This window comes from Nocardia sp. CA-135398 (assembly GCF_050955845.1).
In the GTDB taxonomy this organism is placed as follows: Bacteria; Actinomycetota; Actinomycetes; order Mycobacteriales; family Mycobacteriaceae; genus Nocardia.
The window spans coordinates 6,390,902-6,404,815 of the sequence record NZ_CP192084.1 but is presented as its reverse complement, the minus strand read 5'-3'; the positions used below and the strand labels follow the sequence as shown (position 1 = coordinate 6,404,815).

The window sequence follows — 13,914 nt, the reverse complement described above, 5'->3', positions numbered from 1 at the left end:
CCGAATTGCCACGCGACGGGCGGAATGCACGCCGCCGAAGTATCGGACAGGTCGTATCAGCCCAGCCTGGTCGCGACCGACCGCACCAGCAGCGGCACCCCGAGCACCCCCAGCCCGACACACCCGTACCAGGCCGAATACGGCAGATCGAGGAACACCGCGTGTGCGAGCGTCGACCCGAGCCAGGTCCATATGAACACCGCCACCGGCACCACCACGTCCGCCGATATCGGCTCTCGGTATCGCTGCTCCGGAGTGATCGAGTCAGGAAACTCCCGTGCGGCGGCTCCCGCCGCCGGTCCCGTGTCGGCGATCAGTGCCTCCGATGTCGACAGCTGATGCTGTGCCGTCTGCACGCTCGCCGCGAACGTGTTCGCACCTCTCGTTCCGGCCGCGCGATCCAGGCCGATGAGCAGCAACGCCATCACCAGCGCCACCGCGAACCACCCCAGATAGTTGGTGTATGGAATGTCGGTGAGCCCGGGCAGCCCCCGACCGGTGGCACACCAAGTCCACTGTCCGTCCGCCACCATCTGCGGATCGAGGAACAGATCCCAGCCAACGGCCCCCACTGCGGTCAAAACAACTCGCCCGGCCCACCGTCTGCTCGACAAGCCCGCGACCACCCACACCGGATACAGCCCACCGGTCCAGGCCAGCGCGACCACCAACGGCACTCCCGCCACCGCGGGCCCCAACCTGCCGTCGGCATACTCATAACAGCCGAACGGGAACCCTGTTGCGGTACCGATGATTTCGGCAAGCAGACCGAGCCCGGAGACAATCGCCACGAACCCCAAGGCATACCGGACACCACGCGTCGCTCCCGCGTGCACCAGCGCCGTCCCCGCCGACAACAACACGACCGCCTGGGTCACCCGATCGCGAGCAACACCCGAGGCGAGCGGATAACCGATCTGCACGAGCACGAGCAGAACCGCCGAGACCGCGGGCACCAGCAACCGCGGCGTCCATCGAAAGTCCACCGTCGACCGCGGGTGCCGACCCGCGCCACGCCAACTTGCCAGATACCTGTGAGCACCGCGAAGGGCAGAATCCGTTGCGGGTGAGGCCTCGGCCCGCCCGATGCTCTCCGCATTCGCCGTGCCGTGGATGTCGGAGTCCGTTGTGTCGGAGGGTGCCCGTCCGATGGTCTCTGCATTCGCCGGACCGTGGATGGTGGAGTCTGTTGTGTCGGAGGCCCCCGCGCGCCCGGTGGTCTCCGGACTCGCCGAGCCATAGACATCGGAGTCCGTTGTGTCGGAGGGTGCCCGCCCCATGGTCTCTGCACTCGCCCCACTGTGGACGTTGGAATCTGTCGCGTCGGAGGCCCCCACCCGCCCGGCATTCTTCGGGCGAGGGCTTTCCACCCCGGACGTGCATCGCCCGTCCGGCTCCGGCACGGCTGGCCCAGTGGGCTCCGTCATCGCCTGCGCAGCAGCGGAAGCCGGTTGCGCCGTCGATCACGCAGCACCAACTGCGCCGCGCTGCGTCCGCTCGCTCCGGACACCCCGCCACCCGGATGCGTCGACGCGCCGGTGAGATACAAACCCGGCGCGCCGGGCACCCGCTGCCCGGACAGCTCCGGCAGCGGCCGCCACAACATCATCTGATCCAGCGACATCTCCACGTGCATCACATTTCCGCCGCGCAACCCCAGTTCGCGCTCGAGATCGACCGGGGTCTGCACATGCCGCCGCAGCACATTCGCCGCGAAACCCGGTGCGTAGGAATCGACTTCGGCGATGATTCGATCCGCCTCCGACTCCGCGTGCGCGGCCCAGTCACTCCCGTCGGCCAGCTCGTACGGATGCCACTGCGCCCACAGGGAGAGCTGATGCTCATCGGCGGGGGCGATGCTGGGATCCAGCGCGCTGAAACTCATGGCCAGCACCACCGGACGCGGCGGCAGATCACCAGCTTGCGCCGCACCGTGCGCCCGGCGCAGCTGCCGCCGGTCGGAGACGAGAAACTGCAGACCATTGGCGGATTCGGCGGTCGAGCTGCCCGGATACTGCGGCAGCGCGGAGGTCGCGAGCCGCACCACCATGCCGATACCGGGTCCGACCCGGATCCGCCGCCGCCAGCCGTCGAGCACCGCATCGTCGAATCCGCCGTCCCGCAGCAGATCCAGTGTGGTCAGCACATGGCTGCCCGCGATCACGGTGTCCGCGTGCAGACTTCGCCCCGCCGCTGTGCGCACCTGCCAGCCCGCTCCGGCCTGCCGCAGCTCGGTGACCGCATCACCCGCCGACACCACACCGCCATCGGCGCGCAGCCGTGCCACCAATGCGGTTGTCAGCGCCCCACTTCCGCCCACCGCCCGTCCCGGCGGCAGCGTATGCATCAGCGCGGCGAATCCGACCATCGGCGCGGTCCCCGGTTCCGACATCGGCGGCCCGGACTGCGCACCGAACCAGGCCAGCGACGCCTTGAGCCGCTCGTCGTCGAAGTAGCTGTCCAGCAGTGCATCGCCGGTCTGCAGGAATTCCCGCGACAACGCGCTCCCGCCGTCGCGCGCGTCCAGCCCCCAGAACGAACGCAGCAGCCGACCCGGCGTGGGCGCACCGCAGAACGCGCGCATCACCCGCGCCGACCGCGGTCCCCAGACCTCGACGAAGCGCCGATACGCCGCCGCGTCCCGCGCACCGCAGACCTCCGCGATCCCGGCGCAGGTCCGATCGAGATCACGATGGAATACGATCGGCGCGCCGCCGTCCGGTCCCGCGGGTGTGAAACCCCAAGGATCACAATCCATATAGCGCAGCCCGAAGCGCGACAGCTCCAGTTCCTCGATGATCCCGGTATGGCGCACCATGATGTGCGCCGATGATCCGCGATCGACCAGATGACCGGGAAAACGTTCGACCGTCGACACCGCGCCGCCGAGCACCTTGTCGCGCTCGAGCACCTCCACCCGTTCCCCGGCACGCGCCAGATAGCAAGCGGCGACGAGCGCGTTGTGGCCCGACCCGACGACCACAACGGTCACAGAGGCAGCCGCCGTCCCAGGATCGCGAACGGCCTGGTATCCCCGGCGAAGACGAAATTGCGGATCACATCGGTGAATCCGAGTCGCCGATATAGCTTCCAGGCCCGGTTGGCCTCGCCGTGCACCTCCGGTGTGGACAGCAGTACCGCGCTCTCGGTGCGGTCGGCCAGCAGCCGCGTCAGCAGTTCGCTGCCGATGCCGCGCCCCTGCGCCGACGGATGCACGTGCAGCTCGGTCAGTTCGAAATAGTCCGAAAGCAGTTCGCGCGCGGAATGTTCCGGCCAGCCCGAGCGGCGCATCCCGCTGTGCACCTGCTGGTGCCACCATTGATGGGCGGCGCCGCGATAGCCGTAGGCGATGGCCACGATCGGCGCGGTCCGCAGGTCGATCTGTCCGGAATCATCCGGGATGACGGCGGCGACGCCCTGCCAGCCGACGCGGGTGGTGTGCTCGGTCCACATCGGCGCGCGATGGTGTTCGGTGCCGTGCGGATATTCCATCGCCGCGACGTACACCGCCAGTGCGTCGTGCAGCCGCGAGCGCAGCGCCGCGACGGAGAGGTCGATGACGACAGGGGCGTTGGCGGGGATGTGTTTGGGCTTGACGGCTGTCATGGCTCTCGTCGGTCCGCGGAAAGTTGTCGGTGGGTGTCCTTATATTCAATCTCAATTCAAACGTTCGAATACCTGTTCGATCCTCGCGGTGCTGGGAACTCGGCATTCGCGCCCAGGATAGGCCAGGTGAGCGACTCGGAGGGACGGCTGATGTCTGGTCGGATCGAACACCCGGGGCAACCGGGCAGGGCGGGCAAGCTGCTGCAGCGCGCGGACGGCTTGCTGATGCAGGCCGCGGGGGAACGCGACCCGCGCGAGCGTTTTCGGACCGCGTATCTCGCCGCACTGCGCGGTGCCGGTGCCGTGCTCGCGTTCACCGGAGCCGACGCCGCACCGCGGGTGCGATCGCGCAATGCCTGGGTACTGATGCAGCGTGCCGCGCCCGAATTCGTCATGTGGGCCGACTACTTCAGCGCTCGTTCGGAGATCAGGGCGGCGTTGGAGGCGGGGCTCGATCGCGATGTGGATGATCAGCAGGCCGACGAGTTCTATTCGCGGGTGGGCGCATTCCTGCACGACGTGGAAGATCTGCTGAATGCCGGGGCTCGGTTGCGCCCCGCGCCGGGCTGGTCCGGCGGCATGACCGCTTAGTTATCGGCGAGTAGGTGGTACGGCACTGATCGAACTCGTATCATTGGTGGCAGATAGCCGACCTTGGCTATCTGTCGCCTACCCGGAGGCGACAGCCACGTCCTAGTGCCGGGGGAGGTACCGTGCCACTCTCCGAGCACGAGCAGCGCATGCTCGAACAGATCGAGAGCGCGCTCTATGCTGAGGATCCGAAGTTCGCGTCGTCCGTCCGCGGCGGACGCCTTCGCTCGACCTCGAGTCGTCGCAGACTCCAGGCCGCGGCCTTGTTCGTCCTCGGCCTGTTTCTACTCGTCGCTGGCATAGCCGCTCCGGTGAAGCTCGGCGACTTTCCGATCATCAGCCTGATCGGATTCATCGTGATGTTCGCTGCGGGCGTGCTGTTGCTGCTCGGCAGTTCCAAGGGCATCGCCAAGGGCGACCGGTCGGGCAATGCCCAATCCGGTGGCGCGAGTGGCGGATCCGGCGGACGTGCGCGAGGGCGCAAGTCCGGTGGTTTCTCCGAGCGCATGGAGGATCGGTTCCGCCGTCGCTTCGATCAGGAGTAGCGCGCCCGTAGCCGACATCGACATATCGAACGCGCCGCCGCACCGAAAAGGTGCGGCGGCGTGTTCTCATGCGTCGACTGCAAGGCTGCTGCATACTCGCCGCGCGCGGTTCCCCACAATGCCCCACGATCTTCCCCCACAACCTCCCACCGCCCACCTCCACGTCGTCCCGTGACCGGCCGAAACCGGGGGAACCTGGGCGTTTGCTGATAGTTGTCGGGCGCTTGTCTCGCCGTGCGGCGCGTGTCGCCAGAACACGGAAAAAGTTCTCCACCACGGTGATAGCTGGGATGACCTGCGCAATCGACGACGCGGGGAGCCAGATCACCCCGAGTTTCGATTGAAAGTGGGGGAAAGTGGGGTAATGTGGAGCGCGCACAAGAGGAAGGGCATACATCCGAGGTGATCGTGCTCCCCGTACCACGGGGTTGATCCGGGAGGTAGCGGGTTGTTTCTCGGTACCTATACACCTCGGTTGGATGACAAGGGGCGACTGACGTTGCCTGCGAAATTTCGAGACGATCTGGCGGGAGGGTTGATGGTCACGAAGGGTCAGGACCACAGCCTTGCCGTATATCCCAAGGAAGAGTTCACCGCCCTCGCACGGCGAGCCGCGGCGGCATCTCGAAGCAATCCGCAGGCGCGCGCGTTCGTCCGGGCACTCGCGGCCGGTACGGATGAACAGCGTCCGGACGCCCAGGGCCGGATCGTGTTGTCGGCCGATCATCGTCGCTACGCGAACCTTTCGCGGGATTGCGTGGTGATCGGATCGGTCGATTTCCTCGAGATATGGGATAAGCAGGCGTGGGAGTCCTACCTCGCCGAGCACGAGGAGGACTACGCACAAGCGAGAGACGAGTCGCTGGGCGGAATCTTCTAGCCCTGAGCGAACGAGTGCCACGCGGCCTCTGCCCGGACGCGCGGACCCTGACGTACTTCCCCGACGCCAGGTGCCGAGGCTCCGGTCAGAGACCCCGCGGCATTCGTATTTTCGAAGTAGCTGTGTAACAAGGCGACCCCGCAGCGAGTGATCCCACTGACACGGCTCGATGCGCGACGACGCGAGGCAGGATTCCGGGAGGTCGAGGTGAACCGTGAACAGGACGGTCCTCGCCATGTTCCGGTTCTGCTCCAGCGAGCCGACGCGCTCCTCGGTCCGGCACTCGCCGAACCCGGCGCGGTATATGTCGACGCCACATTGGGTTTGGGTGGACATGCCGAACACTTCCTGCGGACCTACCCGAATATCCATCTCATCGGACTCGATCGCGATACCCATGCGCTGGAATTGGCCGGTGCGCGATTGGCTCCGTTCGCGGACCGAATCACCTTGGTACACATCCGATATGACGGGATCGCGGCCGCACTGAAACAGGCCGGCCTGCCGACCACCGGTTCGGTGAGCGCCATCCTGATGGATCTCGGCGTGTCCTCGATGCAGCTCGACGAGGCCGAGCGCGGCTTCGCCTACTCCGTCGACGCGCCGCTGGATATGCGGATGGATCCGACCACGGGCATCACCGCCGCGGATGTGCTCAATACCTACAGCCACGGTGATCTGGCGCGGGTGCTGAAAACTTATGGCGAGGAACGCTTCGCGGGCAAGATCGCGTCCGCGGTGCTGCGCCGTCGCCAGCAGAAGCCGTTTCGCACAAGTGCCGAATTGGTCGAATTGCTTTATGCGACAATCCCGGCCGCTGCCAGACGGACGGGCGGACATCCGGCGAAGCGGACCTTTCAGGCGCTGCGAGTGGAGGTGAACGGCGAGCTCGATTCGCTGCGCGCCGCCCTGCCCGCCGCCCTCGATTCGCTGCGGGTCGGCGGCCGGATTGTGATCATGTCATATCAGTCGCTCGAGGATCGGGTGGTCAAACAGGAGTTGGCGCCGCGCACCACATCGCGGACACCGGTCGACCTGCCGGTCGAATTGCCCGGTATGGGACCGGAATTCAGGTTGCTGACCCGGGGTGCCGAGAAGGCGACCGAACAAGAGATCGAAGAAAACCCGAGGGCGGCGCCGGTGCGGATGCGCGCGGCGGAGAGAATCCAGGAGGGGACAGCATGAGTGTGCGCACGCGTACCGTCGAGGCGCCGGGCCGGATCGCCCGCCGGGTTCAGGCCGCCGAGCGGGTGAAATCGGGTGCCGCACAACGGGCCTACGCCAAGCGCCGGATGCGGGCCGAGCAGTCGGGGGACCATCACGATCTGCCCAAGCGGCGCACTTCGGCGATGGCCGGGCGAATTCCGTTCGTGGCGGCCATCATCGCGCTGCTCGGCTGCGGTCTCGCGCTCACCCTGCTGCTCACCACCCGTTCGGCCGAGGACAGCTATCAGCTCGGCGATGCCAGGGCGACCAATCGCAAGCTGGCCGATGAGCGCGCGGCGCTGCAGCGCGAGGTGGAGGCCGCCGATTCCGCGCCCGAACTCGCCGCCCGGGCCCGCGAACTCGGGATGATTCCGGCCAAGGATCCGGCCCGACTGGTGATCGGACCCGATGGCGGGGTCACGGTGATCGGCAAGCCGACGCCCGCACAGGGCGCACCGGTGCCGCCGCTGAACAGCTCGCCCGCCACCCCCACCCCCCCGCCGACAGGCAATGCCCAGGCTCGCGGTGAACGGTTGGTTCCGGTGACGACCCCGCCGAATACCGGTCAGCCCGCGAATGCCGTTGCGGGACAGGGGAGCCCGACGCCGAGCCCGACACCTGCGAGCGCGGTGCCGACGCCGAGTGCCGTCGCGCAGGCTCCGGCGGAGACACCGCAACCGGAAACTCCGCAGCCCGTCCCCGCGCAAGCCCAAGCGCCGCAGCCCGAGACGAACCGATCAGCGCCCGACCCTGACGAGGGCGCCCGATGAGCATGCGGCAGACCAGGCCCGCGTCGCGTCAGCGCCGCGGGCCGTCGGCAGCCGAGGCGGGCTCGACCAGAGCCGCCGGAACATCGAGGACGGCAACCGCATCCAGACCGCGGACGGCCGCCCCGGATCGGCCGCTGCGCCTGCGTCTCGGCGTCGGCCGGGTGATCATGCTGATCGCACTGGCGGTCGTCGCGCTCCAATTGCTGTGGGTGCAGAGCATTTCCGCGCCCAGCCTGTCCGCGCAGGCGGCCAGCCAGCGCACCACCCGCAAGATCGATACCGCGACCCGCGGCCCGATCACCGACCGCTACGGAAAGTCCCTGGCCTACACCTTGAGCGCGCAGGCGCTGACCTTCCAGCCGGTGGTCGTGCGCAAACAACTCGCCGATGCGAAGGAGAAGTCGGCCAAGGCCCCGGATCCCGATGAGCGGCTCAAAACCATCGCCAAGACCATCCACGACAAGATCGGCAAGGACGCACCCGCGGAATCGGCGCTGCTGGACAAGCTGAAGAGCGACACGCCGTTCGTCTACCTCGCCCGCAATGTGGATCCGCGCATCGCCTCCGATATCACCGTGCAATTTCCCGAGGTCGGCGCCGAACGTCAGGATGTGCGCGAATATCCGGGCGGCTCGCTGGCGGCCAATCTGCTCGGTACCACCGGATGGGACGGACACGGCCAGATGGGGCTCGAATCGTCGCTCGACTCGCTGCTGGCGGGCACCGACGGTTCGCACACCTATGACCGCGGCTCCGACGGTGCGGTTATTCCTGGCAGCTGGCGCGATAAGCAGCCCGCGGTGAACGGCTACTCCGTCGAACTGACCCTCGATTCGGATCTGCAGTACTACGTGCAGCAACAGGTGCAGCAGGCCAAGGAGATGTCCGGCGCGAACGCGGCCTCGGCCGTGGTACTGGATGCGAAGACCGGCCAGGTGCTGGCGATGTCGAATGACAACACCTTCAATCCCGCACTGGGACCGCAGCATTGGGGCAATGCCGAAATGCAGAACCCCTCGGTGCAGGACCCCTTCGAACCCGGTTCGGTCAACAAGATCGTGACCGCGGCCGCGGCCATCGAATACGGCTTGACCAATCCCGATGAGGTGCTTCAGGTGCCCGGCGAGATCCGGATGTCGGGCGTCACCGTGCACGACGCCTGGGAGCACGCCACCGTGCCGTATACCACCACCGGCATCTTCGGTAAGTCGTCCAATGTGGGCACGCTGATGCTGGCGCAGCGGGTCGGTGAGGACCGGTTCGCGGATATGGTCAATCGCTTCGGGCTGGGCCAGCGCACCGGAGTCGGGCTGCCGGGCGAGAGCCCGGGTCAGGTTCCCGCTCGCGACCAGTGGTCCGGCGGCACCTTCGCGAACCTGCCCATCGGACAGGGACTTTCGATGACCACACTGCAAATGACCGGGATGTACCAGGCGATCGCCAATGGTGGTGTGCGGATTCCGCCGCGCATCGTCAAGGCCGAGACCGCACCGGACGGCACCCGCACCGAGGAGCCGCAGCCCGACGGCGTGCGCGTGGTGAGCGAGCGGACCGCGGCCACGCTGCGCACCATGTTCCAGGCGGTCGTGCAGCGCGATCCGATGGGCGTGCAGATGGGCACCGGTTCGTCCGCGGCCATCGATGGCTATCAGGTGGCGGGCAAGACCGGCACCGCGCAGAAGGTCGATCCGAGTTGCCGCTGTTATTCGACCTCGTCGTTTTACATCACCTTCGCCGGTATGGCCCCCGCGGACAACCCGCGCTACGTCATCGGCCTGATGCTCGACGCACCGATTCGCAGCTCCGACGGCAGCGGTGGCGGGTCGGTTGCGCCGCTGTTCCACAACATCGCCTCCTGGGCGCTGCAGCGCGACCGTATCCCGCCATCACCCGAGCCGTCGCGACGGTTCGTTCTGCAGGCTTCATAAGATTGGAGCCGCGTTGCCCGGCCGTGAGCCGACGTCGGTAACCTGACTCGACACCCGATCCCATCCATGCCGATTCCCGAGAGGAGCCCTGTGCCCGCGCAGTCCAGCCAGCACGTGCTCCGGCCGACCCACCCACGGTCGACGTCGCTGTCCACCGTGCTGGCGCTGACCGGTGCCGGCTCGTCCCGAGCCGACCTCGCGCAGATCCAGGTCACCGGCATCGAGCAGCGCTCGCATGCGGTGCAACCGGGTGATCTGTTCGCCGCACTGCCGGGCGCGCAGGCGCACGGCGCCCGTTTCGCGCGCGATGCCGTCGAACGAGGCGCGGTCGCGGTCTTCACCGATCCGGCGGGCGCGGAACTGGCGGGCGAGCTCGATGTGCCGGTACTGGTGCGCGAGCAGCCCAGGTCGGTGCTCGGCGAGCTTTCCGGCGAGATCTACGGCAATCCGTCCGAGCGGCTGCGCATCGTCGGCATTACCGGCACTTCCGGCAAGACGACAACCGCCTATCTGGTGGAGGCCGGGCTGGCAGCCGGCGGGCTGTCCACGGCGCTGATCGGCACCATAGAGACCAGGATCGGCGGTCGTCGGGTGCCGAGCGCGTTGACCACGCCCGAGGCGCCGCAGTTGCACGCCATGTTCGCGCTGATGGTCGAGCAGGGTGTGGACGCGGTAGTGATGGAGGTGTCCAGTCACGCGCTGGCACTGGGCCGGGTGGACGGTGTGCGCTTCGCGGTGGGCGCGTTCACCAATCTCTCCCAGGACCACCTGGACTTCCACGCCGACTTCGAGGATTACTTCGCCGCCAAGCGCAGGCTTTTCGAACCGGAGTCGCCGATCGCCGCACGCACGTCGGTCATCTGCATCGATGACGAATGGGGACGGCGTCTCGCCGCCGGTCTGGTGGATCCGATCACCGTCTCCACCACCGGTTCCGGCACGTGGCAGCTGACCGGCGCGGTAACCGCGCACGGCGGTGAACAGGAATTCACCGCCGCCGGACCGGAGGCGAATGTCGATGTGCGCCTGCGGCTTCCAGGGCGCTACAACGTCGCCAACGGACTGCTCGCGGTCGCGGTGTGCACCGCCGCCGGAGTGGATCCCGCCGTCGCCGCACCCGCACTGGCCACCGTCGACGTGCCGGGCCGGATGCAGCGGGTCGAGCGCGGACAGGACTTCTTGGCCATCGTCGACTACGCGCACAAGCCAGCGGCGGTGGAGTCGGTGATCGCCACGCTGCGCGGTCATCTGGCGGCCGATACCGGCGGTCGGCTGGCCGTTGTCGTCGGTGCGGGCGGTGACCGGGACGCGGGTAAGCGACCGCTGATGGGTGCGGCCGGTGCGCGCGGCGCCGATCTGCTGATCATCACCGATGACAATCCGCGCAGCGAGGATCCGGCCGCGATCCGCGCCGCGCTGCGCCGCGGTGCGCTCGAGGTTCCAGAGGCCGAACGGGGTGTGGTGCGCGAAATCGGGGACCGGGCCGCGGCCATCGCCGCCGCCGTCGACTGGGCCCGTCCCGGTGACGTGGTGCTGGTGGCCGGTAAGGGACATGAGGCAGGGCAGGAGATCCAGGGTGTGAAGCATCCGTTCGACGACCGCGAGGTGCTCGCGGCGGCGTTGGAGCGACGGGGGCGGGGCTCGCGGGACGACAACACCGCCGCGGGAGCGACGGGCCCGGAGGCGGTAGCGCAGGGTGACCGCGTAGGGCCCCGGGAGCGCGGCCGATCCAACACTGAGCAGAGTCCGCAGGGGTCGGACGCGGAGGACTTGACGGTTTCATGATCGAGATGACACTGCGGGAGATCGCGGCGGTCGTCGGCGGCACGCTGCACGACGCCCCCGACCCGGAGGTGACGGTTACGGGTTCGGTCGAATTCGATTCGCGCCGAATCGGTTCCGGGGACCTTTTCTTGGCCCTGCCCGGTGAGCACGCCGACGGCCACGACTATGCCGAGGCCGCCGTCGACGCTGGTGCGGTCGCGGTCCTCGCGGCTCGCCCGGTGGGTGTGCCCGCGATCGTGGTGACGCCGAGTCCGGGTACCGTGCCAGCGAAATCCGTTGCGCTGGTCGGTGATTCGGACGGGTCGGGCGCCGCGGTACTGGCCGCGCTCGCTACCCTCGCCAGGGTGAGCGTCGAACGTCTTTCCGCGGCAGGCGGACTCACCGTGATCGGGGTGACCGGCTCATCGGGCAAGACCTCGACCAAGGATCTGCTCGCGGCGGTGCTCACGCCGCTGGGTCCGGTCGTCGCACCGCCCGGATCGTTCAACAACGAACTCGGCCATCCGTGGACCGCGCTGCGCGCCGACGCCGATACCCGCTTCCTGGTACTGGAAATGTCGGCACGCGGACCGGGCCATATCGCCGCGCTCGCACAGGTCGCGCCGCCGAAAATCGGTGTCGTGCTCAATGTCGGCACCGCCCATCTCGGTGAGTTCGGCAGTCGCGAGGCGATCGCGCAGACCAAGGGCGAACTCGTCGAGGCACTGCCGTCGACAGGTCTGGCGGTACTCAATGCCGACGATCCGCAGGTTGCCGCCATGGCCGCACGCACGCAGGCCCGCGTGGTGACGGTCGGCCAAGCGGGCAATGCCGAAATCCGCGCCACCGATGTACATCTCGATGCCGAGGCGCGCGCGGGCTTCACCCTGCACACCAGTAGGGGCAGCGTCCCGGTGCGGCTCGCCGTGCACGGCGAGCATCAGGTCGGCAATGCGCTGTCCGCCGCCGCCGTCGCACTCGAATGCGGTGCGGACCTCGACACCGTCGCGCAGGCACTCGGCGGGGCGCATGCCGCATCGGCGCGCCGCATGGATGTGCGCACCACCGCCGACGGCATCACCGTCGTCAACGACTCCTACAACGCCAACCCGGATTCGGTGCGCGCCGCGCTCAAGGCGCTGGTGACCATGGCGCGCGCGGGTGATACCCCGCGCCGCAGCTGGGCGGTACTCGGCGAAATGGGTGAACTGGGCGAGGAATCCGTCATCGAACACGACCGGATCGGCCGCCTCGCGGTGCGCCTGGATGTCTCCCGGCTGATCGTGGTCGGCACCGGAAGGCCATCCCACGCGATGCACCAGGGCGCGGTAATGGAAGGCTCGTGGGGCGAGGAGTCGATCCTCGTGCCCGATATCGGCGCGGCGATCGCGCTGCTCGACGACGAGGTCGAGCCGGGCGATGTGGTGCTGGTCAAGGCGTCCAAGGCGGTCGGACTGTGGGCGGTCGCCGAACACTTGACCAGCGCGGAACGTGCGGGAATCAGTCGGGGTAGCACGGAGGCGCTTGGATGAGACAGATTCTGTTCGCGGCGGGGATCGCGCTCGCGGTCTCCATCCTGTTGACGCCGCTGTTGATACGGATCTTCGCCAGGCAGGGCTTCGGGCAGGAGATCCGGGTCGACGGTCCGGCCAGTCATCAGGCCAAGCGCGGCACCCCGACCATGGGTGGTGTGGCCATCCTGGTCGGCATGTGGGCCGGTTACCTCGGCTCGCATCTGATCGGCATCGGCTACGACGCCGACGGGCCATCCGCCTCGGGCATTCTGGTGCTCGGACTGACCACCGCACTGGGTGTGGTCGGCTTTCTCGACGACTTCATCAAGCTGCGCAAGCAGCGCAATCTGGGGCTTTCGGCCGCGGGCAAGTACATCGGTCAGATCAGCGCCGCGGTGCTTTTCGGCATCCTCGCCTTACAGTTCCGCGGCGGCAACGGGTTGACCCCGGCGAGTAAGCATCTGTCCTATGTCCGCGATATCACCACGGTATCGATGGGCGTGATCATCTTCCTGTGCTGGGCCTGTCTGCTCGTCGTGGCCTGGTCGAATGCGGTGAACCTGACCGACGGCCTCGACGGTCTCGCCGCGGGTTCGATGAGCCTTGTGCTCGGCGCCTACGTGATCATCACGTTCTGGCAGTACCGCAATGCCTGCGCGACGATCCCGGAAGCGGGCTGCTACAACGTGCGCGATCCGCTGGACCTGGCACTGGTCTGCGCCTCGGCGGCCGCCGCGTGCGTCGGCTTCCTGTGGTGGAATGCCGCGCCCGCCAAGATCTTCATGGGCGATACCGGTTCGCTGGCCCTGGGCGGCATGCTCGCGGGTCTGTCCATCACTACCCGCACCGAGTTGCTGATGGTCGTGATCGGTGCGCTGTTCGTCGCCGAGACCGCCTCGGTGGTGCTGCAGGTCGCGGTGTACCGCACAACCCGCAACCGGCTATTCAAGATGGCGCCGTTCCATCATCACTTCGAACTCAGCAAGTGGGCCGAGACTACGGTGATTATTCGGTTCTGGCTGTTGGCGGCGATGGCGTCGGCGGTCGGGCTGGGCCTGTTCTACAGCGAATATCTCTCAGCGGTCGGGTGAAGTAGCGATGGTCGAACAT

Annotated in this window: 12 protein-coding genes; 9 read left to right on the top strand and 3 right to left on the bottom strand. The window is 67.7% G+C overall.

All coding sequences use genetic code 11. The features are described 5' to 3' along the window. Positions 1-56: 56 nt before the first annotated feature. The 3 genes from ACQP1T_RS28325 to ACQP1T_RS28315 form a co-directional block, all read right to left on the bottom strand. The gene (locus ACQP1T_RS28325; RefSeq protein WP_433762402.1) at positions 57-986 is read right to left on the bottom strand and encodes a carotenoid biosynthesis protein; all 930 of its coding nucleotides are present in this window, start codon (positions 984-986) and stop codon (positions 57-59) included. 437 nt (positions 987-1,423) lie between these two features. Next, positions 1,424-2,992: a phytoene desaturase family protein gene (locus tag ACQP1T_RS28320; protein ID WP_433756084.1), complete on the bottom strand. Its 1,569-nt coding sequence runs from the start codon at positions 2,990-2,992 to the stop codon at positions 1,424-1,426. Further along, positions 2,989-3,606, bottom strand: a complete 618-nt coding sequence (locus ACQP1T_RS28315; protein WP_433756083.1) for a GNAT family N-acetyltransferase — start codon at positions 3,604-3,606, stop codon at positions 2,989-2,991. The genes ACQP1T_RS28320 and ACQP1T_RS28315 overlap by 4 nt, the downstream gene beginning before the upstream one ends. 150 nt (positions 3,607-3,756) lie before the next feature. Between ACQP1T_RS28315 and ACQP1T_RS28310 the strand changes: the two genes are divergently transcribed. The 9 genes from ACQP1T_RS28310 (at position 3,757) to mraY (ending at position 13,895) form a co-directional block, all read left to right on the top strand. Next, positions 3,757-4,197: an SAV_6107 family HEPN domain-containing protein gene (locus ACQP1T_RS28310; protein ID WP_433762401.1), complete on the top strand. Its 441-nt coding sequence runs from the start codon at positions 3,757-3,759 to the stop codon at positions 4,195-4,197. A 122-nt stretch (positions 4,198-4,319) separates the two neighbouring features. Then, positions 4,320-4,742, top strand: a complete 423-nt coding sequence (locus ACQP1T_RS28305) for a DUF3040 domain-containing protein (protein ID WP_433756082.1) — start codon at positions 4,320-4,322, stop codon at positions 4,740-4,742. 448 nt (positions 4,743-5,190) lie between these two features. Continuing rightward, positions 5,191-5,622 carry a division/cell wall cluster transcriptional repressor MraZ gene (gene mraZ / locus ACQP1T_RS28300; RefSeq protein WP_036535307.1) on the top strand — a complete coding sequence of 144 codons (432 nt, stop codon included), beginning with the start codon at positions 5,191-5,193 and terminating at the stop codon, positions 5,620-5,622. Positions 5,623-5,829: 207 nt separating this feature from the next. Further along, positions 5,830-6,807 carry a 16S rRNA (cytosine(1402)-N(4))-methyltransferase RsmH gene (gene rsmH, locus ACQP1T_RS28295; RefSeq protein ID WP_433762400.1) on the top strand — a complete coding sequence of 326 codons (978 nt, stop codon included), beginning with the start codon at positions 5,830-5,832 and terminating at the stop codon, positions 6,805-6,807. Next, positions 6,804-7,598, top strand: a complete 795-nt coding sequence (locus ACQP1T_RS28290) for a hypothetical protein (protein ID WP_433756081.1) — start codon at positions 6,804-6,806, stop codon at positions 7,596-7,598. The genes rsmH and ACQP1T_RS28290 overlap by 4 nt, the downstream gene beginning before the upstream one ends. Positions 7,599-7,600: 2 nt before the next feature. Then, positions 7,601-9,526 carry a peptidoglycan D,D-transpeptidase FtsI family protein gene (locus tag ACQP1T_RS28285; RefSeq protein WP_433762399.1) on the top strand — a complete coding sequence of 642 codons (1,926 nt, stop codon included), beginning with the start codon at positions 7,601-7,603 and terminating at the stop codon, positions 9,524-9,526. A gap of 66 nt (positions 9,527-9,592) precedes the next feature. Next, complete coding sequence (locus ACQP1T_RS28280; protein WP_433756080.1) at positions 9,593-11,311, top strand: UDP-N-acetylmuramoyl-L-alanyl-D-glutamate--2,6-diaminopimelate ligase; 1,719 nt, start codon at positions 9,593-9,595, stop codon at positions 11,309-11,311. Further along, a complete protein-coding gene (locus ACQP1T_RS28275; protein ID WP_433756079.1) occupies positions 11,308-12,822 on the top strand; it encodes a UDP-N-acetylmuramoyl-tripeptide--D-alanyl-D-alanine ligase in 1,515 nt (504 codons plus the stop codon). The genes ACQP1T_RS28280 and ACQP1T_RS28275 overlap by 4 nt, the downstream gene beginning before the upstream one ends. Further along, positions 12,819-13,895 carry a phospho-N-acetylmuramoyl-pentapeptide-transferase gene (mraY, locus tag ACQP1T_RS28270; protein WP_433756078.1) on the top strand — a complete coding sequence of 359 codons (1,077 nt, stop codon included), beginning with the start codon at positions 12,819-12,821 and terminating at the stop codon, positions 13,893-13,895. Before ACQP1T_RS28275 ends, mraY begins: the two co-directional genes overlap by 4 nt. The last annotated feature ends 19 nt before the right edge of the window (positions 13,896-13,914 follow it).